The organism is Mucilaginibacter sp. UYP27 (assembly GCF_040547175.1).
Taxonomy (GTDB): domain Bacteria; phylum Bacteroidota; class Bacteroidia; order Sphingobacteriales; family Sphingobacteriaceae; genus Mucilaginibacter.
This window is the reverse complement of record NZ_JBEPPE010000001.1, coordinates 1-26,825: the sequence shown is the minus strand read 5'-3', so window position 1 is coordinate 26,825 and position 26,825 is coordinate 1. Positions and strand designations below refer to the sequence as shown.

The window sequence follows — 26,825 nt, the reverse complement described above, 5'->3', positions numbered from 1 at the left end:
ATTGTTTGTTTTTTTGCTTTTTTCTCGCTCATCGGGAGCCGGAGTATCCATTCATGTGCCAATGGCAATAGAAGATATTTCTGGCCCATTTTTCCCAAGTTTTCTTGCTTTCATACAGGTAGTTATTTATTAAAGGTATAAAAAGTTGTTCGGATAAATTATCAGGCAATTTTGTCCTTTTGTCGTTTTCATTTTTTTTGACAGCTCATAAACGGTAAAATAATAATCAGGAATGTATCAGCCATTCTACCGGCCGCCTTAATGAAACCGGGGCGGGATAATCCTTTACATAGCCTGTCCTTAATATGAACTGCACCGGATCAGTAATGCTTATAGAAACGTTAAGGCCTTGATGAATGGATGGCTCTTCCAATATTTGGGTCATCGGGTGTATGGCGATATTTTGACTTCTGACTTTCAAGAAAAGCCGCTGCATCCGCATCCCGGTTTCGATCAGGGAAATCACAGATTGGTCTTTGCTTGTGATCAAAAACCAGCCTGCTGAGGATGCTACCTGTTGCTCTGCCTGCTTAATATTCTGATCTCTGAAGCTACTACCCATCACATTGGATTTCCCATAAAAGTTGCGGACTACCCAACCGGAAATGCCTGCTATTTCCATACTCCCCGGGGTGAGGCCGTCCCTGTATTTCTCTGCATCTTTGTTGGAAAACCTGATCCAGTCGGCCAGTTCTTTTTGGGCGGCATTCCGGTAGGATTGGACTTTATTGGCTTCGATGGTTTGTTCATTAAGATATTGATATACTTTAGTTGTACGTGGTATGAAATGAACCAGATCCGGTTCATTGCTTATCAGCAGCCTGATATCTTCATTTTTCAATGCTCCAGGAAGTATGTTTGATCTTACAGTTCGCCGTTCTACAATACTTTTTGTATCGTACTTGGATTGGTTTCCCGGCTTTGTCAGTTTTACTTCCATTACTTGTTCATCCTGGTTAGTATTGGCCATTAAACTGAATTGGCATTTATAGCCCAGGCTATCTGAGGCATATGCTAAATTTTGAATAAATGCACCAATAGATAGCATCGTTTCCCGTTGCGTTGGGTCAACAGCCGGTAACCACTTACTTTTATCGTTGCAAATGACCCAAAGCAAAGGTTCTATATGTTTAATAAACCAGGGTTGTGTGTTATGTCCGCTCGGCGCCAGGGAAGCGAGGTATAGTATTTGCCGTTCATCCTTAGTTAACAGCGTTTTGGTTTGGTTATCCGGCTTCAGATCGGCCCTTACAAAATTGCTTTTATCGCTGAAGCTATAATACGTAGCACCGGCAATAACTACCGCCCCCCCTGCTGCGCCTAAAAATTCTCTTCTCTTCATGATGAAGCATAATTAGCAGCAATTTTCCCGTTTGTTAGTCTTTTTCGCCATTTGAAAAGTTCAAACCATATCACTGAAGCACAGCCAATACTTGCGGATACCGCAAATTCTAAGAGGCTTAATGGCTCGAAACCAAAGAAACCAGCCAGTGGCCCAATGTATATCAGCGATGCTGATATAAGCACGGTGATCCCGATGATCAGCAAAACCAGGTTGTTTTTATAGCGGATAGTCGTCAGCAGCGAATAATAGAAGGAACGATTCGCCAGCGTAAGTAATATATTGGCGGCGATAAGGCTGGTAAATACCATCGTACGGGTCAGATGTTCATCTGCTCCTTTACTTACCGCGTACTGGTATGTTGCCAGCGTTCCCGCAGTTATCACCAGCCCCTGTATGATACTGGTGGTTAATTCTTTCCAGTTAAAGAAAGTGGTGCTGAACGGACGGGGTTTTTGCAGCATCGTATTTTGTTCAATCGGCTCGTTTTCATAAATTATGGAACAGGTTGGGCCCATAATAAGTTCTAAGAAAATGATATGCACAGGCGAAAATATATTGGGGTAGATCCATCCTAATGCCAACGGAATAAATACCGTTAATATAATAGGGATATGGATGGAGATAATGTATTGGATCGCCTTTTTCAGGTTGATATAGATCCGCCTGCCCATTGCTATGGCATCCACCATTTTGGAAAGATCATCTTCTAACAGGATCAGCGATGCTGCCTGTTTGGCAATTTCGGTGCCTTTTTTGCCCATCGCGATGCCAATGTTCGCTGCTTTCAACGCCGGCCCGTCGTTCACGCCATCACCGGTCATGGCTACGATCTCGTTTTTAGCTTTTAAGGCATTGATGATCCTCAGTTTGGCATCCGGGAACATGCGCGTAAAAACGTTCAATGTTTCCACCTTCCCGCCAAGTTCTTTGTCAGATAATTGCATAAGTGCATCACCGCTGATACCCTTGTCAAAACCTTTAAAGTCAATCTGACGGGCTATAGCACCCGTGGTTTCCGCATTATCGCCCGTAATGATTTTCACATCGATGCCCGCCTTGTAAAAATCCTGCAATACGGCACTGATATTTTTCTTGGGCGGATCATAAAACGCAACCAGGCCTTTAAAGTTAAATTTGAATTCCTGCTGCGTAGCCGGGAAGTCATTACCTGCAAAATCGGCTTCGCCAACAGCCAATATGCGGTAACCATCGGCAGCGAGATCTTTAATTGCTGCGTTAATGCGGTCTTTCTCTATATCGTACACTTCACTGACCTTAATCAAAGCTTCCGATGCCCCTTTTGCTGCGATAATTCGTTGTCCTTTTGCATTTTCAAAAAGGTGTGTCATCATCGGCGGTTTGCCGCCTAAAGGATATTCATGGATTATGTGGTAATCCTGTCTTTCATCAACAAAGGCTATTTTAGTATAAGCTTCGTGCAGGGCAATCTCCATCGGGTCAAAAGGTATCGGTTCACTTGCCCACATCGCCAGCCTTATCAATTCCTTTTCAGCTTCGCCGGTTATGTCATCAGCATTTGAAATATAATCCGTTTGCAGGAGATATAATTTAGCCAGGCTCATTTTATTCTCAGTTAGGGTGCCGGTTTTGTCGGTGCATATGACAGACGCGCTGCCTAAAGTTTCAACGGTTTTCATCTGCTTAACCACGATGCCCATTTTCATCAGCCGCCAGGCACCCAATGCCATAAAGGTCGTAAAGGCGACCGGGATCTCTTCCGGCAGGATACTCATGGCCAATGTGAGTGCTTTGATAAGGCTATCCAGTATATTATAAGAATGAAAGTAATTGATACCCCAAACGATCAGAAACACGATCACCCCGGCGATCACCATCTTTTTTACAAAGTTGTTGATCTGTAGTTCGAGGGGTGTTTTCTCTTCCACAATATCTTCCAGGCTTTTCCCGATCTTTCCTAAACGTGTTTGGTTGCCAATAGCCCTAACAGTAACTATAGCTAACCCGCTTGCTACTGTGGTACCATGAAAAATTAAATGATCGGTAGCATCTTTATCTTTGTAAACCGCTAATGATTCGCCCGTTAGGATACTTTCATTCACCGAAAAATCATTCGATTGGACGATAGTGCCATCCGCAGGAATTGAAGTCCCTTCCTCAACCATAAGAATGTCGCCAAGTACGATCTCTTTACTCTTAATCTCTTTGACCATGCCGTTCCTTATGACTTTACAGGAAGGCTGGCTAAAATCTTTTAATTTTTCAAGCGCGTTGCGGCTGCGCGAGTCCTGAAATAATGAAATACCTGCAACTAAAACAACTGCCGACGCCAAAAAAACGCCATCGCCGCTTTTTCCGCTGATAAAATAAATGCAGGATGTCACTAAAAGTAAAAGCACCATCGGCTCTTTTGCCAAACCCTGTACGGCATCAACAAACCCATTTTCGCTTTTAAACGACAAGGTATTTGACCCGTATTTTAATCTGGACGCTGTCACCTTAGCGCAGTTGAGTCCGATTATATCAATCTTTTCTGTTAACATTTAGCTAATTAATTAAAGGTTTTGTTTTCCGAGTTAACCACGATATCAAGATAAAGATCAGTTTTTGTACCCGCAGCTTTAACGCTCGGCAAGGTGTTTATCGTTTCCGGTGTAACGCTGTCATTTTTGGTAAAAGTTCCATCAGAATCGGTTGCAATTCTTTAACCTCATCAGACTGTTATTTACTGTTGACCTGCTTAAAATGAAACCTGCTTTTTTGAAAATCAAGCGGCTTTTTTTTGTCAAAATAAGACCGGCCCAGGTAGTTGACTATTAGACCAGCACCGAGGATAAGGGTGTCGCTCTTACATAATAAAGCGATAGGGTTAGTGTATATGGTTTTGTTGTGTGTGCAACTTGTAAAGGTGTAGTTGGCAAATAAAGTATCCCCTTTATATTCACCATCGATCTTGCCAATATTCAGTTCACTTTCGAATTACATTGGTTCAATTTCATAATATTTGATGTATAGTTGTCCTGTAACCTTACCATTTGGTGAATGGTTAAGGATCAAGCTTGCGCTGTCTTTTCCGAAAAGTGCGACAAAACATTGTTGATCAGGCCTCAAATTTCCCGGTAGCCTTGTCAGGCTATCCATGTAGTTCGCAGCGGTTTTCTTACCATTGTTGCAGCCAAAAAGGACCGCCAAAGCGAATATTAAGAGTATATAGATAGATTTTCTCACGTCATAAAGTTCGTCTATAGCCTGTTTAACAACAGTGACCCGTGTCACAATCAAGGTTGATACCAATCACTTAAAACCTGCATCGCTGCCGTATTAAAGCGGTGAGGTTTAATGCCAAAATAGTGAATGACGCATTTGAAAAAAATCTTGAAAATATGCGCTAAGCTCGACTGTGATAGTCCTGTATAAAAAAATCATCACCGATACTTACGAGGATGCCCTGAGGGCTGTTTTTGAGTCAAAAAATAAGGGCAAGTCTGCTAAAAAAGCTGACTTGCCCGTTAAGTGTAGAAGGAAGCGGCAAAAGTTCTAACTTTCATCGTGATATAGAGGCAATTGTAGCTGCGAAGAAAATTATTGAAAACACCAACGATTTTAAGATAAAAGCTTGATTTTCTCAAATAGTGAAATATCAATATTTTGATAAGCTTTCCAATTGATTATGATAATGTTCAGTTATACTTTAATAATAAAACAATCAGGAAAAATAATTCGCACTTAGAAAACACTCATTTTACCAGGCTAAATAACTATTACATATCTTACTCCAATTATGGAATCATGTATTTTATGCGAACAAATCGCACAGTTAAAACATAGTCATATCATTCCTAAGTTTGTATTCAAGTGGCTTAAGGAAACAGGTTCAGGGTATCTAAGAGGCGGCGACAATTTTAATATCCGAGTTCAGGATGGCCCTGCTTACGAAATGCTTTGTGCCAAATGTGAGCAATCATTTGGCAATGAAGAAACTTACTTCGCTTCAAGAATTTTCTACCCGATTATCAATGAGGAAGCTCGTGGTTTGCGTATGATGAGCGATTTTTCAGGTTCGTCGTATCGGTGATTTGGAGGTTATTAAAGCAGGACTTTGTTCGATCAGAAAATGACCAGTCATATTTGAAATTATTGGTTGAATTGGAAACGGATTATCGGAACTATTTACTTGGAAAGAAAGCTGTTCCGGATTTCAACAGGGTGCACTTATTGTGCGGAGTAGATGTCAGGGCGCCGAAAGAATCTGAACAAATTGAACTTCCGCTACGTTTTATCCATTACTTTGCCAGGCAGGTAAATGCTGGCGTTACGGGCAATGATGAACATAAGTTCGTGTATTTTAAATTGCCAAGGATGCTCTTTATTGTCCCAATCCATGGTTTGAATGAAGAATCTTTCGTGAATACTAAAATCAGTTTTACTGGCGGCAGCTACCAGTTAGATGAAGCCGGTATGCTTGAGCCGCTAATAGGCAATTACTTCTATCAACGTGTCATCTTCTTAGACCAGGAATTGTCCAACCTTTCATCAAAACAAAAGGACAACCTTGCGAAAGTAACGAATGAAAAATGGGATGAGGTGCAACAAAAAGACTTAGGTAAAATATTGAACTACCAACAAGTTATATTTAATGAGCAACGAAAAATATGAATCTGTCATTGAAGATGAATTTATCTATTTTACTTGTAATAAATAAGTTCTTCACGTAGCATATAGGCTTTAGCAGAGCCGAGCTCGATGAGTTTTTCCAGAATATAGACAAAATAAACGAGGATCTGGTGATCACCCTTGATCGTCTGACCGTAATTAAAAAAGGCTTTTTGAACGAACTTTTCCGCGATCTTCAGGTCAAGGCGGGAACCATTTTCACTTTGCAGCATTTGCGTGATCCATTTTATGGAATCCGGCATGAACTTACGGAAACCTATGCCGCTCAAAAATTTCACGGTCACATTGATGCGGTTGAAGCCGAAGTTGGGAATAAACTCGCTGTACAGGGCTTTCTTACCTTCCAGCACCCACCAGTCTTCAAAGCGCTCGTTCCAGTCAAGGTCGAGGAATAAAAGGTCAAAAAACAAGGGGCTCTTGGTGGTCAATGTCCACTCGCGCAGCTGATCCCAGAGCAGCCAAAACTGTTTCACGTTCGAACCGTCGATCCCGCGGATCATTTGTTTTAAGATATCGATTAGGTAATCATTGACAGTGTCCCGCTCGAGCCTTTGCGCTTTGGTGTCCGCCAGGTCCAATAGCTCGGTAAAGAGCGCCGAAGCCCGCTCCGGGGTTTGCATAAGCAAATATTGCGCGTAAACATTTCGCAGGGTGGCGCGATTCCGGTAAAAATCATCCTTACGCTTAAAGGATGACAGGCGTAGAAAAGCCAAATGCTGCCCGAACAATTGTTGTATAAAATCGTGCTGGGCCGGCAGACCGGTATTTGGGGGAATGGTATTCAATGCATCGTCCAATAACCAGCTTGTGCCATGGGTAAGCGTGGCATCGACCTTTTTAGGTAGCTGGATCGCACCATTGACCACTTGTTCCAATATTGCAGCCCGCCAGGTCTCGTCTTCGGAATCGACCGGCTCTGGTTCAATGATGCCAAATTCAGCTTCTTCTCGCCGCTGGCGATATTCCTCGTCAGCCAGCCTTTTTCTTTCCAGGTGATGAAGCATTCCGTACCAGCAGAGCAGCGCGAGGTCCGGCCGTATCTCGTGAAGATGATAAGCGACTCCCGCCTGGAGGTGATTGGTGGGTCGTTCATCGATATGTGCGGTCAATAAACGGAACAATAAGGACTTCGCCCTAGTCTCTATCTCCGGGGGCATTTTGGTCTTGAAGAGGAAGGACATACCCATCATCGGGGCATTCTGATCGAAAGAGCTGAAGCTCATATCAAAGATATCCCGCTTTTGCAATTGTAATTCGGCACGTTTAAGCAGTTCCTGTTGGCACCAGGCGATCTCTTCATCATTAAGTTCTTCAGCAAAATATTGCAGGCCGACAGTAGCCAGCGTCCCCGGTGAGGTCATGAACCAGTTGCCCCGGCCGGTAGCCTGGTAGCCGGCCCGAACAGCACGCCACATGGTAACCGACTTTTCAGCATCCTCCTTGCCCTCAAATAAATGATTCGGCCACAGCGCGTTTGTCGGTGGCGAATCTTCTGAACGGATGCGGCGCATTTCTTGCACTTGCTCCTCGTAACCGGGCACGAGCTGACGGTAGTTCTCATAACCGGGCACTTCCACAGGCTCAAAACGGTACTTGCGGGCGTCCATATCAAAGAGGAACTTTCGCCAAAGGAGGTCGTCGGGTGGTGCCGTTTCCCATAAAGCGTCGATGATCCCGAATAAGGTTTCATTAAGCTTCCCATAATAGAACATATAATGAGCGACGAAGCCGGTCAATCCCTGGCCGTGCCGGCGGCGGTGCGCTAAATGATGTGACTGCGTCCGTTCTTCCTTTTCCTCAGGATCACTATGATACAGATTCGGCGGCATAAAGTCAGTCGAAAAACGGCTTTGGTCCCAGGCAAAGAACTGCGGCACGCTGAGCAGCCGGACCGTAGTTTCGTCCAGCAGGTCGGGAAAGGCCTGATGGATACTGGTCACGACCGCCAGGACACTCACATTATTGGTCTCCAACACCAATTTTCCGAGCATAGCGCGGACTTCATTCTCACCATTTTGTCTGGATCTCGCCTTTTCGAGCAAGGCTTTTTCAAGCCCCATCAACATGGAGCTCACCAACCGATTGCGCGCGTTATTCCCCCGGAACATTACCCAATAAGTGTGTGTGCCATAATAGGTTTTGGTCGTACCATCGTCAAACTTGACCACAAGGTCTAAGAGCTCTTCGCTTTCCAGCTTTCTTAACATTTGCTGGTTCCGTTCAATGGCCTTATTGTTGAACTGGATGAAAAATTCCAGCGCCTTTGCCGGGTGATAGCGCATCATCCAGTACATGAAGCTTTGATAAGCACTGGCGAAATCCAGTTCATCATCCAGCCGTTCTTCTATACCAAAGTCCTTGCTGTCGGGCTGGGGAACGATCATTGACATCAGGCTGCCGGGCCGGTTGGTCTTGAGTTTAACCGGCCAATCCTCAGCGGCGATCTGGATGACCAAGTCCGGAAAGTATTTGCAAAACTGGTCCGCTGTTATCCCCGAGGTAGCATAGTCCCGGATACAGTCCAGGACATCCGTATTTTTCCAGCGTGGATGTTCAGAAAGCGGTTCGCTTGCCGCTTCGATCATGGCCCTAACAAGTTCTTGAGCAGCGCCGGTCAGTTTGAACAATATTTTGGCATATTGTTTTAGGCTTGAGATATCCTGACGTCCCCGGCGGTAATTACAGATCTGGTCTTGGTGCCTGTGCAGAAAGTCTTCCAAGAGCCAGGCCGCGTCTGCGGCCGCAGCAGGTAAACGCTGAGGATCGAAGAGCGGCAATTGCCTAGCCCAATCCTCGATCACCGAAAGATACGCGAACTCGAAAGTTTCCATGGCCAGGATCTGCGCATGGTGCTGCCGTACGAAATGGATCAATCCATCCCAGCCAGAGCCTGTGGGGATGAAGGCATCAAGGTCCCTTTGTTGCGGGTCAATGGCCTTACAACTGGTTTGCAGCAAATGAATGACCCGCCGCAGCATCGCACCACTATTTTCCATCAAGCGCGTGCCCAGCGCATCGAACAGGGATCTGGCATGGGCTGAACGCAAATTAGCCACCATGACCTCATCCTTCCAACTGGCTTCGATGCCTTCGTCCAGGAGCACCTCCTGGATAAAGCTAGCATAATTTTGGGGCTCCTGGCGTGCATATTCTTCCAGCCATAAACGGAATGCCCTGCGAATGGCCGGACTCCGTTCAAGTTCAGCCAAAAACTCGCCGGGTAAAGCCGCTGCCTGGCGTTTCAGTTTGATATAGCGGATGAGAGCCCAATCTTCCAGGATATCATGTGCCGGGCTATAGCGGTTGGCCAGTTCACCGGGTTCCACCTGAAGGATATGGTCAGCGACGAGTTGCTGGATCTTTGGGATGGGTGCTGCCGAGAGCATGTATAAGGCCAATTGTTGCGCGCGGTTCAAGGTCAGCTCGTAAAAGATCTGTCCTCGTTCGGCATCCCCGGCCTCGACGACCTGTTCCCACATGATACGCTTGAACCCGGCTTCATCGAGTTGGTCTTCTTTCAGCAGGTGCGGCAGGATACGCAGCGCCTTATCCAAATAGTAAGGCGTTCTCAGGAACTCATGGATGCGTGGATTATCAAAAAGGGCCGTTAACCCTGGCTCCTTATCCCGGATGATCGCCAATTCCGCGTCAGAAAAAGTTTCCAAACCATAAAAGATATCCCCCTGCGGCAGCTCGAAATGGAAATTGATCTTGAACTTTTGTAACAGGTAATCGCGAGTCGTTACCACAACGCAAAGCCTTGGATGTTTTTTCAGCAACTGGAGCAGGTCCGTAAAAGCACCCTGCTGCCCAGATTCCAGTAATTTTTCAAAGCTTTCGATCCAAATCACCAAGCGCCCGCCTGCCAGCGGACTACTCAATAATTGTTCGAGCGTAGCTGTATAGCCGGCCTGCACAAGTGCCGCTTTAAATGTCTCAGCATAGAAATTTTCCGGCGCCAGGGTCAATACAGATGCTTGTCCATTGTCTTTCAAATGAGCAACCAGGGCTTTTGCCAGGGCTGATTTACCGACACCAGGCTTGCCATGGATCGCCACGATACGATGATCGTCCAAAACCTTAAGCACAGCCGCCTTATCACGCGGAATGTGGATGTCGCCAACCGTCTCCCGTGTTCTGCTATCTACTTCAGCACGCTTTTCGGTCATTTTTTCAAAGGTATTTAGCACATCGTTGTCGAGTTCCGGCCGCACCGGAACGATCAGCGGGTATCTGCCGGCCGGGATCAGGTAATTATAGGCGAGCACTTTGGTAGCGGTAAATACGTTACCTTCTTCATAATTGTGAACAATGCCGGTCAGGTAGGTGGATCCTTTCGCTGTCGCCCAAGCACCACAACCGGACAATCCTTCCAGATTATCCAGGGCCGCCTGGCGGAAGGTGTCCAGCTGCTGATCTGTGCGTAATAAAAATAGGCTTTGATCGTCTTTTTGATCTTCCACATATTGTAGTGCAAACGGGCGGTCCGCGGTTTGGTCGTTAAAATCGGCGAATCCACGAATGGTATAATTGCTCAGCACCGCGGAAGTATCAGCAACGAGGCATTGATATTCGGAGCCGACCAGATCCAGGATGCGTTGTTTCGGCAGGATGAGCAATGCTAGGTCACGGGCATTATCAGAGGTCATTACGATATCTGTCGGGCTAAGCCGGTATCCATAGAAACTATTTTCAGCAGGGTTGAAAAGCAGGCTCAATAAGATGTCCTCATTTTTATAGGTCTGATCGAATTCCTTACCAGCTAGGCAATGTTTCGCGGTAAAGACGTAGGCTTCCTCAGCTTCCGGCGCCGGGAAAAAAAGTACACCAGTGCCTGTGGCGCCGTTGCATTCGATCTTTAATGTAGCTAATTGAGATATGTTCTTAGTCATGTGCAGGTAATTCAATAGGTAAATAAGAAAGGCTGAGCGAATGCTCGTCCTCCTGGGGATATTCGCAGGTGAAATTGTAAGCAGCTGCTGCGTCGCCGTCCGCGGCAAAAAGGGTTACTACCTCGGAAGTACCATAAGGAAAGGCAAAACTCAGTGTATCGGCGCGGTCCGGATGCGTTAATACACGCACCAGTGTTTCCTTGTCCGGATGAGCATTGGCCTGGCCATTGCCAGTCACCACAAACCGTTCGCAGCGTAACAGACCGAGCAGTTCCGGGCTGGTGTTTGCCTTACTGCCATGGTGGGCAAGCTGCACGAGCTCGGCTTGTAAAGGCTTCTTTTCGTTGTAGCCCAGATCACGCAGCGCCGTGACCACATCCTCCGGGTGACTGTCGGCCAGCAACAGGAAACGCAACCCTTTGTATTCCAGCAGACAACTGATCGAACTGCCGTTCACTGGATCAGTATCAGGGGAAAAACGCTTGCCCTTTAAAGCATCTATGGTTTCGCGATGATCAGATCGTTCGGCCGTCCGGCCCAATTTGCCGCCCTTTTCTTCGGTTTGCCATAATGCGTCAGCAGTTGCCAGCTTTGCTGCGGTCGGCGTCAGGGCAGTAATTTTCAGGCCGTGGAGGTCTATTCTGCTTTCACTACCTAGGATAGGCGACTCCGCCAGCAGACCAAGTGGTTTTAAGAAATCTCGTAAGGCCACTCCTTCCTTGACCGCTAATTTGCCATTACAGCTTTTGATCAGCATGGGTGAATGGTTGAACCAGAATTCACGAACGATCGCAGCCTTGTCTTTGAGCTTCTTGTCCCCAAAAAGGCCCAATACCGCGCCAATATGGTCCATATCGATGTGACTGATCAGCCAAAAGTCGATCACTTCTTGATGACCAAGGATCTGGCGGATCAACGGCCCGAACGCCATCTTGTAGGCGTAACCATAGCCGCCGTCGACCAGCAGATGGTGCCATCGCTGGTCGTTCCCTAAAAAACGTATCCATATCGCATCGCCGGTACCGACATCGAAATAAGTGAATGTTATCGCATGGTCTCCAATTTCCATAGGCTCAATGATTTACTAACCATACCATCAATTGTGCCTTCTCAGTTTTTTTGACATATTGTCACTTATCTTGCCTTATATTCATACCTTATTAAACTTCATTAGGAGTTGAATGTGCTTCTTTAACTCCGGTTTTGGAATTCCTATTATGGAATGATAATTTACGTGAATAGATAAATATGATTTAGATGACCCTTATTTCTTTTACTGCCAATTATGGTCGACCTATTCTCATAGGGGATTTGTTAACCACTTCAGATGCCCCGAGGCCAGCTGCCCAAATCCCTGCATTTCTATCTAATATTGATGACAGCCTTCCTGATAACGCCAGTTATCCTTTTGAGTTAAAACAAAAGATCTACGTTATAAAAGACACGATCGCATTAGGTCTAGCCGGCAACGTTTATCAAATGACTGACTTTTTAAAGGATATCAAAGGCTTTTTCAATTACCATGAATCAACCGAAGCTAATTTAAAAAAATTCATGGCTGACTATGATAAAAACGCTATTGATGATTGTTGTATCCTGGTTTTCATTGTAGAATATTTGGGTGAAGAATTCCATCCAAGCGTCCATACTCACGGAAATTGGGAACAATATGAAGATTCTTTAGTTCAGCTGGGACTAATTACTGGAAGTGGCAAGAATGCTTTTTTTGAAAAACTGGCACTGGTAAATGCCGGTGATCGCGACGAAGACAAAGCGCGCACGATCAACCTTAGTCTTTTATCAATGTTTATTGCAGAGGAAAGATATACCATGGATTCCATCGTTGAGGCATGGGGAGCCGGATTTGAAGTCATCGAATATTCTGGTGGCAAATTTAAAAAGATGGACGACCACACTTTTGTTATCTGTCATAGCAAACTGAATGAAACTGGTACTGCAATTATTAATGAGCCTTTTTTAATCATGCATTATACTTATCATGGGGAAGTGTTAACGATTAATACCTATTTGGCTAGCGAGTTTAGAAGGTATGGTGTATTGCCCTTGGATATCAAAAGAGAAAATATAGATCAATTTGATATTCCTGAGTATAAAGGATTTCGTTCATCAAATGTGCTTTGCACTTTTGTTATAGAGAAGGAAGATGGTGGTTTTTTCTTTACCACCGTTCTGACAAATGGAGATAATGAAGAAAATTCAATTTTAGTTAAATTTGAGCCTCCTGCACCTGCATATTTAGAAGTTCATATTGATGAATCAATCACTGAGATGATTTATAAAGGGTATAGAGAAAGTTATCCGATACAAGATTGACATTCTGCGCGCTAGTTTACATTATTGATTATATTAAGGGATTGCTCTAATAATAAAGGCTGTTCGTTGTTGTAAGGCCGTAGTAACGCCCGCTTATCTTTTCCATTGCCAATTAAAATCAATTTTGCATTGCCCTTGAAATATTCACTAGCGTAGCGGGCTACCTGACTTGGTTTATCAGTCTTTTCCGAAATGGATAAAAATAGTTGGGTTTTTTTCGGTCTGTTTTTCGCTATGAAATTTACAATAACGTCTTTGTTTTCCTCGTCAATATCTTCTTTAAAAACAGCATCTAGGACAAAAGGAAGCCTGTGGATATTAGGAGACTCTGAGATTAATTTATTTAAAACAAAATGATAAGCCATCACTGTTTTATGTAACTCAACACCTTGAAAAGGAAAGGCAGCAATTTTATAAAGAGAAGTGAAGCGCTCATCTGTAAGGGCTTTGACATCCATTTCTACTAAGCTTTTTTCAAACATATCTTTGAATGCGTAGCTTTTACGGTTTCTTTCTTCTAAAACTTGCTTTTCTGTTTTGTAACCACTCATTTCATCATTTTTAGCTTTAAGGTCAATCGCAATTTTGCCGATTTTATTGACAATATTTTCATCAAGCTTAATATTTGCCTTTGTGCTCATCCAGCTATCCATAGAAATGTTTTGTTCTGAATAACTCTTAAATATTTGATAATTAAGATTGATCTTTTCTTTTAGCTTCTCTATGCTGCCCCTTAAAGAATTAACCGTTGACTGTACATCTATAATCTTTTCCTTTACCAGCTTTAATTGTTCGATGCTATCGTTGTTTTCCTGGAGGTATATATACACGCGTTCAAAACTATTTGGTAAGCTTTGTTCGCACATGGGGCAATTGTCATCTTCGGGTTGCTGTTTAATCTGATTGTTTTTTATCCTGGTTATGACCGATTTTCTTTCATTTAAAAAGCTCAATTCATTGCATCTAACTAAATACTCCTTTTCCGCCTGGGCAACTTCGTCTTGAAGCTTTTTGTATTCCTCTAAATATGCCAGCGATCTTGCAGTAAAATCCTCATCCGAAATTTTCATTACTTGTAAAGACAGGTCATTTTGCTCCATTTCAGTTAGAAAATTTTGTTCTTTTTGCAGTTTGAGAATTTCAGCTTCCAACAGCTTTTTTTTCTCTCTATCCAATGCCGTTTCTATGCCTAAATAGTAGTCCAAAAAATCGTCTTTGAAGTTCCTATAATAGTCCAAACTACTGAATGATTTCCTTAAATAAACCCAACCAACAGATTGTGAGATGTAATAGGGTAAAAATATAGCTTCTATGGGTGCCGGTTTAAATTCCTCCTTTGATTCTAAAAAAAGTGTAAAACCGAATAGCTCATGAAAGTATTTCTTTAATTTGACGTGTTCGAAAGAGCTATTGCCGTTTACGCCGTTAAATACTAATGTCGGTCGGCCATCTCTTTTAATATATAATATCCCACTATCCCTGATTAGTATTAAATCTTCCGTTATGCCATCTGTGGTGATACTGAAATCCAAGCGAAAAAATACATCCAATGCTAATATTTCTTCAAGGTGCTCTTTAACATCATTGATGCCAAAAACATACACCAAAGACTGCATTAATGTGCTTTTTCCAGATGTATTTGGCCCATGTATTAGGTTCACGTGGTCACAAAATTCTGTGAAAAAAAATAAAGAGTTCTTTTCAGAAAAAATAAATAGGCTATTGTATTTAAAAATCATAACGTACCTCTCGTTTCAATGTATGCAGCTACCAATGCAGATTTTAGTAATTTATCCGACAACGGCGTATTATGCCCTGTTAAAAATTTGTTATAAAGTTCATTTATACATTCGACTTCATCTACAGTTGTATGTAATAATGCAATATTTGATTTAACGAAATTCAAAATTTTTCGATGTTCTGCTTGTTTAAGATCCTTAAAAAAGTCGAAGCTATCTTCAATTAATTTCTCAAAGCCCATTTGATCAGCGATGGTGATATTTAGTTTTTTAGCTAAGTCTTTACCTTCGTCCCTCCAAAAATTATAGGCTTTCTGCCTGGTGTTTATGATATTAATGACCTTAGTGATTTGTTCACTTGTAACGCGCTTTGAAGTATCCATTAGTTTAGAGATATTCCCATTATTCAATGTGTTTTCTACCTCTCTAAAAAGTTTAATAAGGGTATGGACAGCAGCAGAAGCATCGATTATGTCCGGATTTACAGCTCTTTTAAAAAGACCGACAAGCTGGTCTATAGTTGGCTGAGATTTTTTTGGTAAATCAATATATGCAAGAGAAATGTTTTTTATTTGAGCTAACGGTGCTTTATCCGGCTTCCAATATTCCTCTATCTCGGCAGCGATCTTATCATTTAACTTTTGATGAAGCCCTGTAATGAACATTAATGAGTTTGACTCATTAATCAATTCAGATATATTTGGTAATGGTTTTTTCTGCTTAATTAGCAGATTGATAGCGTGGTTTGTTGTAAATTGTAAATTATGTTTGTAAGTGGAAGATTTTGGCATCAAATCATTTTCTAACTCGATTCCAGTGCCAGCTATTTTGGATATGATATCAATAAAATCCTTGGTTAATCCCCATTTTTCGGAGGTCTTTTTTACCTGATAACTATCAATAGACGTTAATTCATCTAAAACTCCCTGGTGGCAAAATAACACATCATCATGATGTTCAATGCAGATAAAATATTTTCCCCCCTTTAAAGTACTGTAATTATTAAATAAAAGGAATAGTGCACAGTGTTTTTGAAACTCGATTCCAATCGCGTTGTGAACTCCGGCGTTGACACTTTTACTCATAGGCCATTGTGATGGTGATATTTAAGGTGGTATGAAAGTACAATTTTAAATGGCACTTTCATTAATAATGAAAATTAAAGGCAATTATATTGATAATCTCAAATATACGCTTGATGCCCGAAGGATCCCTCATACGTCATTGGCTTGACAAGATTACAAATCATTTCTTCTATGTGTTATAAATCTTGCGCCTTAGCCGAACAGATTGAAAAATACTTTATCGAAAAGCAGAGTCTTCAAAAGCACTAGCTTGAATATGAACTAAGGCAGCGCCTCTTCAGTCATTAAAGTATCTTTGAACAGCAACTGTTTCCTATCCGGCCGCCAGGTCAGATTTTTGGATTTGCTAAATTGTACAGATAGCTTTATCTTACCGCTGATAAACCTGAATCATCCGCATAGTATTTTTAAGAGGGGCAGTTGTCAGATTATCCATTATTTAATCGCTGGCTTGTGGAAAATACGCTCAAAAAATATCTTTTCATTGTCTTAAACAGAACCGCCGCCAATGACACACTCGTTGGCAAAACCTGGAATATTATAAAAGAAGATCAGCTTTTCCTTTACGAATTAAGAAAGGAGCAGCTCAGGTACAATCTTTCCTTAAAAACCAATAACCTGACATTTGCATTTATTGTGACAGCTATAACGGCTATTGTCGGTCTTTTAGTTTGTTCAGCTTCCATCGATTTTGTTCAAAGCAAAATGCATTTTCTAATGCTTGTTAACATACCGGAAGATAAAGGCGGCAATATGATCAGTGAGAACATGGGCGCGTCAGCCACCATCATCGGGTTGAGCTTCGTAGTTATTGGCTTTTTATTTGAGAGCGTGCGGAATAAAACCCAGCAAACCTTCGAGGATATTTTCAGGGTAACCAAACTATATTATGTATTTGCCATATCTATCACGGGCATGTTTTTCATTGTTGGGATGAACTTCTATAAGTACACTTTTTTGCCGTATACCACCGGAAACTTCGCCATTTACAGTAGCATAATCTTAATGGCAATCATCTTGTCAATAGCTTATCTGTTCAGCAATATTCTGAAGTTTCTGAGCGACGAGCGCATTGCACAGTACGCTACAAACAATCTGGTAAAGACCGCTAAATTCCAGTATCTCAATGAGCGCTTTATGGTGTACAGTCGTAACGTACTGTCAGATACTTTCCATTCTTTCACACTCGAACCTCACCCAACTCATCTTACATCAGACGGCTATTCGCCGTTAGCGATCAAAAACAAACCCACGGCACTGCTGATGGATATATATTTTCCTATCATTAGACTGTTAAAGAAGAAGATAGGTAAGCGATTGCAAACTGAAGAGGCCACGGAATTTTCCGCATTTCATTACTCTCAGCCATTGCCGGAAAACGCAAACGTGCTATATTTTGAAGATGGCGTTACGATAAGTGGTTGGGAAAAAAAGCTATTTAATTGGGGATTCTTAATCCAAAATCCCTTAAATTCAGAAACCGCATATTCCAAAGAAAAAGGTAAGCTTGAAAAACGGTTAATCGCATCCGCAGAAACCGGAAATATGGAAGCTTTGGAACAGGCACTTTCAGACATGAATGAATTATACGCCATCTATCTAAAAGGGGAATAATGATACGAAGCATTAGAAACGCCAACGGGCCACTGAAATCAACTATTATAGCGGATTTTCATCTCACACTTTATCAGGCATTTGTAAGGGCACATGACCGCCGAAATATTCCTGCAGCAGAGAAAATTCTGCAATTCACTTTTACAAAAGTTATTGAAGGGCTGGGCAAGAAATCATACTCGGTGGTTAACCAACTAATCTTCCTTCCAACCTCTTTTTTAGTGGCTGTATTCAGCGACAAGGATACCAGTAATAAAGTGGTAACCCAAACCAGCTTGAATTTCAAGGCGCTTTCTTATTTTTTCAGGTCGGGTATCCGGGATCGTGAGATAGAAGCGGATGTTCCATTACTATTACTTTATTACGAAGGTGTCCTGACATTTTATCATTACTTGATCAGCCTACCCGAACCAAAGCAGATCTTGTATGCTTTAAATGAATACAACTCATTTAACGAACAGACCGAAGATCTGGATATCCGCTTTGATATTCAGGAATTGGTGAGAAATGGCGGTTCAGCTGAAGAAGTCCGTAATTTAAGAAAGATAACGACCGATAAACAGATTGTATTTGTTACTCACCGGCGTGCAACGCTATCGTTGGTAAGCTGGGTTATTTTTCTATACTCGCTTGACGACATAACGGAAGAGCGGTTTCTATTACTTTTTAACAATATCGAGTTACATTATCAGTTCTTTGAGGACCTTCTTGACGATGTCATTTATATTAGATCTAAGGAATCGACCTATTATTTAGGCTTATCGGGCTGGGATTACCAGGAGCGTGAAAATAATAAGATTTTTTCCCCGCCAACCCCTTACGATTGGATACTTTATGGCCTTTGTTATTTCATGCTCAAGGGCGAGTCGCCTCATGTCATGATTGCAGTTATACAGGATGACCGTGATTTTTCCTTTTTGCCGGAAGCGGTGACCAAAATGCTCGCATACTTCAGAGAGCATCTGAATAAGTGGCAAATAGCATTGGGAATTGCAGTTGATACACAACTAACAAAGGATGAAGCAAGTGCAGCAGTGAAAGAAATTTTTGATGAACGTTCACGCAAAATTACCGCTGTTTTTGAACAATTAAGACTTAATCACCAGGCGCAGGCCAATGAAAATATCGTCCAGGAAGCAATCAGCCAAGAACTTGTAGATAAGTTTAAAAGCAGCTTGGCAGAAGCATGGAAAAGACAATGTTTAAGCTATTCCATCTTTGACCATTTTGGTAATAAGGCGATAAAAGATACCACTGAAGGGCTGTTCAAATACGGGTCAAATCTGTTACTGCCGAGGTTTAGAACCATGTTTGTAGAAAATAACTTCCAGCAGATCTATGGAAGCTCTGATTTGGGATCTATCGCTGGCAGGCGAACTGATGGTGGTTTTTTAACCAAGGTTATTCAATCCGTACAGGAGCCGGCAAACCATCAGGATTTATTAACAGGTATAGACGAACAACTGGCCCAACTGACCGCGGCGGGATTTAAGCCCAACCTGATCATTATACCGCCAGAGTTCAGCTACAAAAGCAACCTGTTCGAGTCCCCTGATTTCAAACATCGGACCGGCCAGGATGACTTTAGCGATTTCGGACATTACAAAGAAATGCCGGTAATTACTTTTTACAGTAATACCATTCGCAACGAGGTTATAGTAACACAATTTGAAAATGCCTTTGAACTGGAAATATTTCAAAATAACCAATTATATTATGACAGATTGCACATTGCTCTGAAAGAGTTAACTAACGAGGAAATAGATGCGGAATTTGTGAAAGATCCAGACGCCTGGAAGAAGAACGAGCATGGATTAGTCTTCAACGATCAGCAGGCAAAGCAGCGTATAGCGACATCTTTCTACCTGGAAATATGGTCAAATGCTAAATTTAACATTGCAGATCCCGCTGCATTCAGATTATTTACAGTTAACCTTTAACGGGACATTTTCAGATCGCCGATTATTACGCTATTTTTATCCTTTATAGATGCTTAATTTAAAGCCTACACCCAACAATCAAAATAAATTAAACTATTCAAGCATTCATTTTTGTGAGAATAATTTGCAAGAACACTTTAAACTGAACACAATACCACATAAGTTAAGCCGCACTGGCAAGAGGCCAATGGAGAATTCAACTATTTGGAGTCGCTTGTCACAAACCAAGCTTATTTGGATCAGGCCAACTATTGTTCGAAAGAATAAGACAGCTGGAGGCAGGGCATATTATGAAAGTTGATTGTTAAATATCAAATCTCTCCTTTTTGTATTTACGGGTAAAGAGTTCTTCGTCTAAAGTGAATCTCCGCAATTAACTGCTTTAACTGCCAGAATTCAATTCCAAAGTATAACGGTACATTTCGCCCAGTTGACTGGATTCTTCCTCTATCCATTGATTGGCTGATATCAGTTCCTGTATCAATTCTCTTTCATGGTTTTTGAACTCACCAACTGACAAACCCGAAAAAGGCTTATCAGCCGACCAGCGGCTATAATGCTCAAAGGAATCTACTGGTAAACGCATATGTGGAGGCGGTGGAAAAAGCAGAAGGATATTCACCCCACGCAACGACAGTTTAGCTTTGATTCTGCAAAAAATAGATAAACCATCAAAATCCCAATCACAAGAATAGTAAATAGGGCGTTTCAAATCCATGTGGTCAATATCGTCAACCATCTTAATATTATTACCGCCCACCTGCCACAATTTGACTGTGAGCTCCGAGGCAAGCCAAGTCTGTTTGAGAAAAGAGCGGTTCTCACAAAGGATGACTGCCTCCGGATGGGTATGGTCAACCACCAGTCGCCATTGTAGTTCCCTGCTACTTTGCGAGAAGTCCGCCACCCCCAGGATCTTCAATACCGCATTACGCACACTAGCCTTTTTCTTCAGGTACTTGGAGCCCTGTTGTTCAAAGATCTTCGCTGAAAAATCCTCTACATTGACCAGTTTCGCCGCCAGCTCTGCCCGGTTTTCATAGATCATCATCAGCGTCTGGATATCGTCTTCCGTAAATGTCTTCCGCGCATCCGTATCAATCCCGGCCTTTTCCAGAAAATCCATATAGTATTGGAATTTCGCCAAATAATACTGCCGGTAATAACCATCAAAGCCATCATCGCGTACCAAAGTTTTCAGTTTACCGTGTTTATGACTGATCTGCCCATGATCCAGTAAATACTTGATAAAATCATCGCCCTGCACCTGCGCCGAAGTGCTGCCCTTAGTATAAATAGCGTGCAGGGCCTTTAATACCGGCCAGTTCAGTTTTCGCGTCATATGTCCTTATTTAATACCGCATTCAGATCATCCCACAGCTGACCGTCGCTGAAGATAGCCAGTGGCGGTACATAGCTTTGTTCATCGGCTGCACGGTTATCGTGCATAATATAAATATATTGTTCGCCCGGTCGGATTTCGCCCGCAGTTTCAATGGACATTGTCACTAGTTGAAAGTTTTCCTTTTGCGCCAGGTCATGCAGCATTTCATAATTGCCGCCTAAACCCTCGGCCTCATCAATCGGCATAAATTTCAGCCCGCCCCGGTCTTTATCCTCGATCAACGACAACCTGGCTAGGCAAAGCAAAGCGTTAGCCGTGTAAGTCTGCCCATTACTACCCGCATTATTCTGACCGCTGTCCAGCTTGATCTCAAACTTCAAATCAAAATAAGATTTTGGGTTGAGCAATTCTTCGTAAGTAACCTTAGAAGTCCCGCCACATTCCCGGAATACATCGATCATCAGCTGGTTAATGTCCATTTCCTGGTACAACTTCTCAAACAAGCCCTGATTATTCAGCTGTTCGCTTAGGCGCTTACGGAACGTGATCATCCAGGCGTCCGGATAATCCACCGATTTGCCGGCCAGCAGCGAGGCATGGTTGCCGCCAGTAATCGTATGATCTTTGTTCCGCAAGTAATTATGAATCAGGTGTACCTTGTCAAGATACCCGTTATAAACCTTGTGCACGTCAGAAAAGATGCGGTTGAGGATCTCCAGCTTACGGGAACCGATCTTTTTCATATCATTGGTCAGTTCCTGTAGGCGCTGTGCGATCTGCTGCCCGATCAGCAATTCATCCACTTCGCTGGTCGGAAAGACCGTCGGCAAGAGCTTATGCGCCAATACCCCCACTGAATAATCCGCTAAGACCGTTTGGTCGTCCAAACCTTCGCCCGCCGTATCATATAGCGTCGTGAATTTGGTGTGTGCCTGCTCACAGCGTTCTTTCAGGCTGTTGCTGCCTTCTTCCGGGTTGCCCAAACTCAGGGTAACCAGTTCAGCCGCTTCATAAAGCTGGCCAAACAAGCGGATATATTCCGTTTGTGCTTCCTCCAGTTTCAGGGTACATTGTTCCAGTTGACGCGTATTCGCGGCCCGCGCATTTTCTGCTTGGATATAAGTGGCTTCTGTTTCTGATTTCAAAGTGATCAGCCGCGTCAGGTTCGGCGCGACGCCAAATAAGCCATTTTCCAGCTTTCCCGGATAGGTGGCAGCTTTTTCATAAAGGCCGAGAAAAGCCCCCAGTTCTTCCTCCAAACGGGTCAAGTTCGCTTCGCGTTCCGCAATACCTGCTTCCGGATCAATCGCGCCATAGCGGTTTTTCAGCTCATCGCCGATCCGGGCGATAGTCCCTTCATATTGGACACAGTCCGTATCGGCAGCCACCGAAAACCGGTAAACCGTATCCATCGCCCGCTGCCTTTCTTCATATTCCTCCAGAATGGCAGCTTTCTGGCTATAAATTTCCAGGCGCCTGATAAACTCCGTTTCCGTAATCTCCGAAACAGGGTCAAGCGACTCACTGGTCAAGGCCGTATTTTGATAAAGGGCAATTGCTCCGGCCAGGCCGGAGAAAGCGTTTAGGCGTTCGCCTAGCAATGTTATCTTAGTTAATTGTGCCCGTAATGTTTCCAGTTCGGCCAAAGCATTTTGCTGATTTCCGCGTAATTGCTGGGCCAGATCCGATGGGGAAGGCGTGTTCAGGTACCGTTGCGGCACATGGTCAACGAATTCATAAACGCCCGTTAAAGCCACCCAAAAGCCATGTGCATAACTTTTGGCAATCACAGGTGTTTTTAATAATTGCTCGGGAAAAGGCAGGTAGCGCACACCGGCAGTAGTTTCCGGTTCCAGCCTGGGCAGGTCCTGGAAATGCACTAGCAGGCTCTCTTGTTCCAGCGAGAGCGGAAATACCAGCTCCCGGACTGCCCAGGCCGCCAATGAAGCAGGATTATCTAGGTCAGCAAATACCGAAAAGATTTCCTTTTGACGGATCGCCCGGTTGAGTTCCGCTAAGGCCGCTGCCTGCTTTTGCGCCGCTACCGTTGTATCCATATACCAGGGAGAAGCCTCAAAATCTGCCCGCAGCCCCTGTTCCTCCAAGTAGGTTATAAACCGGTTGCGCGTTTCCCGGTCAAGGGACTTTTGACGCTCGCTTTTGTACCAGGTCCGTACCTGCTCCAGTTCGTTACCCTGCCCCGCCAGCCAGCGGTCCGTTTCATCGATTAGTGCTTTTTGTTGCGCCGGCAGCCTCAATGCCTGACGCTCCGCTGTCAGGTTCGCATCCGTATTCCGCTTCGCACTTTGGGCCTGCCGCAACAGCCGCTGGCTGTTTTCCAGCTCCTGGCACTGCCGGTAAAGATCGTCCCGCTCGGTTTTCAATAACCTGCTGCAAACCAGATTCCTGGAAACACCGTTTTTGATAAAATCTTCTAGCAGGATAGCCCCCGAAGCCACTAGCCGTCGGTGTTCCCCGTGCCAGAACAGGGTTTTATTGGTGACCAGTTCTTTGCGGAGTTCCTGGTAAACATGAAACTGTCCGGCCACCTCTTCGATGGATCTTTGTTTACGGTGGATCAGGTTGATTTCTTCCTGGTAGCGCTGGTGTTGCTGGAAGTCCGCGCTGATCCCCCGCACCTCTTCCTTGTATTTATCCATCAGCGCAATCCGGTCCTCATCTCCAAAAAGGAAGGTTTTCAACGATTCCGAATCGGTATGAAAACCACGGCCGCGCGAAAAGGCCTGGAGAATGGTCGCAAAACTTTTCAGATTTTGTTTATTGGCACTCAGGTCTATAGACAGTAGTTCCGCTTTAAACAGCAACCGGTGATATTTATTTAAGGATAAGACCTTCAGGTAACCTTTCGTGTATTTCTTTTGCAATTCGTCTACCGTTTCCATTTCCTCGTTGCACAACAAGTCCCGGTAAGACACGGGGTTATCCATCGGCTTCAGCATATCTTCCCAGTCATAGCCCTCCTGGATGATAAAAGATTGCAGCTGATTACCCGAGGTTTCGAGATAACCGCCAAGCGTGATAAATTTTCGCGGGGAGACCTCGATATTTAGCAGGATATAACCACGTCCGTATCGCCCGGCCTTGCTTTCCAGCACCATGCCCTTCGTGTCCCGTATCTGGTTGCCATGCGTCCCGGACCGGAATTCCGCATTGCCCACCAGTAATAACTGGATCATGTCCGTTACCATGCTTTTGCCGCTGCCGCTCTCGCCGGTGAAATCTGTCCGTAAGGGATGAAAGCGGTAGTCGCAATTAAAATGTTGCTTGATGCCCAGCGTCGACAAGCCGTATATCCGAGGAAATTGTGCTTTCATTTGGCTGATTTTTTTAACAATTCATCAATGCCTTCGATCTGGGGATAATACATTTGCCGCAAACGCTCAAAGGAAGGCTGGTAAACAAAAAAGTCTTTATCATCCTCCTCTCGGGAGACCCAGCCCAACAGTTCAAACTCCGCAAAAGCTTTGAAAATAATATCTTTGAGCTTGTCATCACTAAAATCTGAGCCCGTATCACTGGAAACCCTGGCCAGCAGTAATTGCAATTTTCCCATGATCTCCTCGTATTCTTGGTAAAGTAAACTTATAAAATCTGATACCTTGTTCAGTTCGATATTCGCATCCAGCTTATATACTTTGAACAGCAGTAAGCCGACCAGAATAAATTCCGGTTTCAGATATTGGCGGAATTGCGGGTTGTTCGGAATATTCCCCCTGGAACCTTCCTCAAAGTCGATATAATAATAGCAGTTCCAGTCATCTCCGCCCTTCGTCAGCAGCATCTCAAAGAAGTCGGCATAGTACAATTTTAAGCTGTCAAAATTCGTTTCCAGGAAGCGGTAAAGCGCCCCCGGCTTAGGGTGTTCCCGCTGGATATGCATCCCGCTTTTCAGCGCATAGTCCAGCCGGGCAAAGACCTCCCGCGCCTGCCTGTCCTTTAAAAAGTTACAGGCGTTCAGTTGATCCGCCGAATATTCATTTTCCATAGAGAAAGGTGTTTAAATTGAGCATTAACATCAGGTTCCGGTCGGACGCTGATGTGAAATAAAGACCGGTCCCGGCATAGTTTGACCACCCGCTGTGCTGTCCGGACGGGAATCAGCAGATTACCCTGTTCCTCCGCCAGTATCCGGAAAAATAAGGGGGAGAAATCCAGTGTGCCCTCGTCTCGTATCAAAGCCATAGCCAATTCTGACCAAAAACTGATCCTTTTCTTGACATATAGCAATTGCTCATTATGCGTGATCATTTCCGCCTTCCGGACTTGGTCAATTTCGCGCACCGGTGGCTTGACCGGCGGCTTAGGCAGCAGGTCCCGCGAGGAAACAATATAGAACCGTGCCGCCGTGTCGCTGCGCCTGACCAAAAAAGGCGGTACCGCTTCCGGCAGCTCCAGTTTCTTTTGCCCGCCGGATCGTTGGTAGGAGGAATGGTTCAGCAGGTAATGGATAAACCGGTCCGTCTTTCGGTCTAGTTCCCGCTGGTTAAACTCAAAAATAAACTCCCGTATCTGGGGCTTGATCTTATCGATACGCATACTGATCTGCTCCAAGTGCGCCCGTACATGGTCATTGTAGTGCTGTACTTTGCGGATATTATCCAAGTAAGGAAAAGCATCAGCGCTTTCCAGTATACTCTGGATATGCTCATCGATATCGTAGGTCGTCTGAAAAGCATTGGTCAGTTCCGCTGCATGCGCTTTAATGATTTCCAGGCCCTTCATGACCGTATCGATTAACCGGACGATATTGACATGCTGCGCCTTAAACTTCACCTTGAATTCCTTCACCGATTCACCCACCTGCTGATCGAGGATCTCGATCTGTTCGGCCAACTCATTGCTACGTGCGTTGAAATGATCGTCCACCCAGGTATTGAAATTTTGCCCTTCCGCTGTTTTACTTTTTTGCAGCGAATCCAGCAAGTAATTAAAGATGCGTTTGATCTTTGCCGGACTATAACTTTCCGCTAGACGCTTGTTAATCCGTTTACAGAACTCTTCCCCATATTTTTTGAACCGGTAGATCTTCCGGTTCCGGTCTCGCCATAAAAAGAATTCCTGCAGCCGGATGATGATCTGGTTATTCCGCTCATAAGCCATTCGTTTATTTTCCCGTCCAAGGTCCACAAACACCTGTGTAATGATATCGATGATTTGTTCCTCCGTGAATTCCCTGTCCTCGTATTGTTGATAAAGCGCAAGTAGGATGAGCCCGTCTTCCCGATCCGGCACCAACTGGTGATAATGCTGTTTCGCTTCTTTATACAGATCTGATGCTTGCATGAATAGAAAAGGTATCGGGTTTCGATAAATGTAATATTATTATTTCTAAAATAATCATACAAGAAAGCATCGCCCATAAGTTCCTGTTTTTGTTTCTTTTTAAAAAAATGCTGAACTTATAATAAGACTTATACACTATTAATATGAAAACAGCTTACCTATATGTCCGCGTTAGTACAGACGAACAAAAAAGAAAGGGGTATTCCCTACCAGAGCAAGAGGACCGATTATTAAAATATTGTGGCCATAACGATATAGAAGTTAAAGGCATCTTCCGGGAGGATTTTTCGGCAAAAAATTTCAACCGTCCAGAATGGAAGAAATTATTAGCCACGATCAGAAAAAAATCATCTCAAGAGGGAAATAATATTTTATTTATCAAATGGGACCGGTTTAGTCGCAACATTCAGTACGCCTATGAAATGATAGGGATATTACGAAAACATAATGCTGCAGTTATGGCTATCGATCAGCCCATCTGTAACCCTCCCTTAGTTCGGACTGGTATTTTATAGACTTATTTAATTCAAAAATATAATTATTGTTGTTGTAACTGTGGGGATGTTGGAAACTC

Annotated in this window: 16 protein-coding genes; 6 read left to right on the top strand and 10 right to left on the bottom strand. The window is 43.7% G+C overall.

Annotated elements, in window-relative coordinates:
* Positions 1-226: 226 nt before the first annotated feature.
* Both ABIB39_RS00080 and ABIB39_RS00075 read right to left on the bottom strand, forming a co-directional pair.
* Entirely contained in the window at positions 227-1,342 is a 1,116-nt protein-coding gene (locus ABIB39_RS00080; protein ID WP_354426549.1) for an Acg family FMN-binding oxidoreductase, read from the bottom strand.
* Complete coding sequence (locus ABIB39_RS00075) at positions 1,339-3,867, bottom strand: cation-translocating P-type ATPase (protein WP_354426548.1); 2,529 nt, start codon at positions 3,865-3,867, stop codon at positions 1,339-1,341. Before ABIB39_RS00075 ends, ABIB39_RS00080 begins: the two co-directional genes overlap by 4 nt.
* A 1,238-nt stretch (positions 3,868-5,105) precedes the next feature.
* Here ABIB39_RS00075 and ABIB39_RS00070 point away from each other — a divergent pair.
* Positions 5,106-5,399: a hypothetical protein gene (locus ABIB39_RS00070; protein ID WP_354426547.1), complete on the top strand. Its 294-nt coding sequence runs from the start codon at positions 5,106-5,108 to the stop codon at positions 5,397-5,399.
* A gap of 53 nt (positions 5,400-5,452) precedes the next feature.
* Positions 5,453-5,980 (top strand): hypothetical protein, encoded by a 528-nt coding sequence (locus ABIB39_RS00065; protein ID WP_354426546.1) that lies wholly within the window; start codon positions 5,453-5,455, stop codon positions 5,978-5,980.
* 29 nt (positions 5,981-6,009) lie between these two features.
* On the opposite strand, the gene ABIB39_RS00060 is transcribed toward ABIB39_RS00065, so the two are convergent.
* Both ABIB39_RS00060 and ABIB39_RS00055 read right to left on the bottom strand, forming a co-directional pair.
* Complete coding sequence (locus ABIB39_RS00060) at positions 6,010-10,890, bottom strand: nSTAND3 domain-containing NTPase (protein ID WP_354426545.1); 4,881 nt, start codon at positions 10,888-10,890, stop codon at positions 6,010-6,012.
* Complete coding sequence (locus tag ABIB39_RS00055) at positions 10,883-11,959, bottom strand: ComEC/Rec2 family competence protein (protein ID WP_354426544.1); 1,077 nt, start codon at positions 11,957-11,959, stop codon at positions 10,883-10,885. The genes ABIB39_RS00060 and ABIB39_RS00055 overlap by 8 nt, the downstream gene beginning before the upstream one ends.
* A gap of 188 nt (positions 11,960-12,147) precedes the next feature.
* Here ABIB39_RS00055 and ABIB39_RS00050 point away from each other — a divergent pair, with 188 nt between their 5' ends.
* Positions 12,148-13,224 (top strand): hypothetical protein, encoded by a 1,077-nt coding sequence (locus ABIB39_RS00050; RefSeq protein WP_354426543.1) that lies wholly within the window; start codon positions 12,148-12,150, stop codon positions 13,222-13,224.
* 11 nt (positions 13,225-13,235) lie between these two features.
* Here the strand turns inward: ABIB39_RS00050 and ABIB39_RS00045 are convergent, their stop codons facing one another.
* Both ABIB39_RS00045 and ABIB39_RS00040 read right to left on the bottom strand, forming a co-directional pair.
* Entirely contained in the window at positions 13,236-14,963 is a 1,728-nt protein-coding gene (locus ABIB39_RS00045) for a hypothetical protein (RefSeq protein WP_354426542.1), read from the bottom strand.
* Positions 14,960-16,048, bottom strand: coding sequence for a dsDNA nuclease domain-containing protein (locus ABIB39_RS00040; RefSeq protein ID WP_354426541.1), 1,089 nt, complete (start codon positions 16,046-16,048; stop codon positions 14,960-14,962). Before ABIB39_RS00040 ends, ABIB39_RS00045 begins: the two co-directional genes overlap by 4 nt.
* Before the next feature lie 453 nt (positions 16,049-16,501).
* Between ABIB39_RS00040 and ABIB39_RS00035 the strand changes: the two genes are divergently transcribed.
* Complete coding sequence (locus ABIB39_RS00035) at positions 16,502-17,662, top strand: hypothetical protein (protein ID WP_354426540.1); 1,161 nt, start codon at positions 16,502-16,504, stop codon at positions 17,660-17,662.
* On the top strand, positions 17,662-19,602 hold the full coding sequence (locus ABIB39_RS00030; protein WP_354426539.1) for a hypothetical protein: 1,941 nt from the start codon (positions 17,662-17,664) through the stop codon (positions 19,600-19,602). The genes ABIB39_RS00035 and ABIB39_RS00030 overlap by 1 nt, the downstream gene beginning before the upstream one ends.
* A gap of 382 nt (positions 19,603-19,984) precedes the next feature.
* Here ABIB39_RS00030 and ABIB39_RS00025 read toward each other — a convergent pair whose 3' ends face one another.
* The 4 genes from ABIB39_RS00025 to ABIB39_RS00010 are packed head-to-tail and all read right to left on the bottom strand — an operon-like array spanning position 19,985 to position 26,251.
* Positions 19,985-20,944, bottom strand: coding sequence for a hypothetical protein (locus ABIB39_RS00025; protein WP_354426538.1), 960 nt, complete (start codon positions 20,942-20,944; stop codon positions 19,985-19,987).
* Entirely contained in the window at positions 20,941-24,282 is a 3,342-nt protein-coding gene (locus ABIB39_RS00020) for a hypothetical protein (RefSeq protein ID WP_354426537.1), read from the bottom strand. The genes ABIB39_RS00025 and ABIB39_RS00020 overlap by 4 nt, the downstream gene beginning before the upstream one ends.
* Positions 24,279-24,953 carry a condensin complex protein MksE gene (locus tag ABIB39_RS00015; RefSeq protein WP_354426536.1) on the bottom strand — a complete coding sequence of 225 codons (675 nt, stop codon included), beginning with the start codon at positions 24,951-24,953 and terminating at the stop codon, positions 24,279-24,281. Before ABIB39_RS00015 ends, ABIB39_RS00020 begins: the two co-directional genes overlap by 4 nt.
* Positions 24,923-26,251, bottom strand: coding sequence for a hypothetical protein (locus ABIB39_RS00010; RefSeq protein ID WP_354426535.1), 1,329 nt, complete (start codon positions 26,249-26,251; stop codon positions 24,923-24,925). Before ABIB39_RS00010 ends, ABIB39_RS00015 begins: the two co-directional genes overlap by 31 nt.
* Positions 26,252-26,394: 143 nt before the next feature.
* On the opposite strand from ABIB39_RS00010, the gene ABIB39_RS00005 reads away from it, so the two are divergent.
* A complete protein-coding gene (locus ABIB39_RS00005) occupies positions 26,395-26,766 on the top strand; it encodes a recombinase family protein (protein WP_354426534.1) in 372 nt (123 codons plus the stop codon).
* The last annotated feature ends 59 nt before the right edge of the window (positions 26,767-26,825 follow it).

Excerpts from the sequence above, each read along its gene's own strand:
- ABIB39_RS00075 (WP_354426548.1), bottom strand. The coding sequence starts at position 3,867 with ATGTTAACAGAAAAGATTGATATAATCGGACTCAACTGCGCTAAGGTG.
- ABIB39_RS00025 (WP_354426538.1), bottom strand. The coding sequence starts at position 20,944 with ATGACGCGAAAACTGAACTGGCCGGTATTAAAGGCCCTGCACGCTATT.
- ABIB39_RS00040 (WP_354426541.1), bottom strand. The coding sequence starts at position 16,048 with ATGAGTAAAAGTGTCAACGCCGGAGTTCACAACGCGATTGGAATCGAG.
- ABIB39_RS00015 (WP_354426536.1), bottom strand. The coding sequence starts at position 24,953 with ATGGAAAATGAATATTCGGCGGATCAACTGAACGCCTGTAACTTTTTA.
- ABIB39_RS00045 (WP_354426542.1), bottom strand. The coding sequence starts at position 14,963 with ATGATTTTTAAATACAATAGCCTATTTATTTTTTCTGAAAAGAACTCT.
- ABIB39_RS00055 (WP_354426544.1), bottom strand. The coding sequence starts at position 11,959 with ATGGAAATTGGAGACCATGCGATAACATTCACTTATTTCGATGTCGGT.
- ABIB39_RS00030 (WP_354426539.1), top strand. The coding sequence starts at position 17,662 with ATGATACGAAGCATTAGAAACGCCAACGGGCCACTGAAATCAACTATT.
- ABIB39_RS00080 (WP_354426549.1), bottom strand. The coding sequence starts at position 1,342 with ATGAAGAGAAGAGAATTTTTAGGCGCAGCAGGGGGGGCGGTAGTTATT.
- ABIB39_RS00005 (WP_354426534.1), top strand. The coding sequence starts at position 26,395 with ATGAAAACAGCTTACCTATATGTCCGCGTTAGTACAGACGAACAAAAA.
- ABIB39_RS00050 (WP_354426543.1), top strand. The coding sequence starts at position 12,148 with ATGACCCTTATTTCTTTTACTGCCAATTATGGTCGACCTATTCTCATA.
- ABIB39_RS00070 (WP_354426547.1), top strand. The coding sequence starts at position 5,106 with ATGGAATCATGTATTTTATGCGAACAAATCGCACAGTTAAAACATAGT.
- ABIB39_RS00060 (WP_354426545.1), bottom strand. The coding sequence starts at position 10,890 with ATGACTAAGAACATATCTCAATTAGCTACATTAAAGATCGAATGCAAC.
- ABIB39_RS00020 (WP_354426537.1), bottom strand. The coding sequence starts at position 24,282 with ATGAAAGCACAATTTCCTCGGATATACGGCTTGTCGACGCTGGGCATC.
- ABIB39_RS00010 (WP_354426535.1), bottom strand. The coding sequence starts at position 26,251 with ATGCAAGCATCAGATCTGTATAAAGAAGCGAAACAGCATTATCACCAG.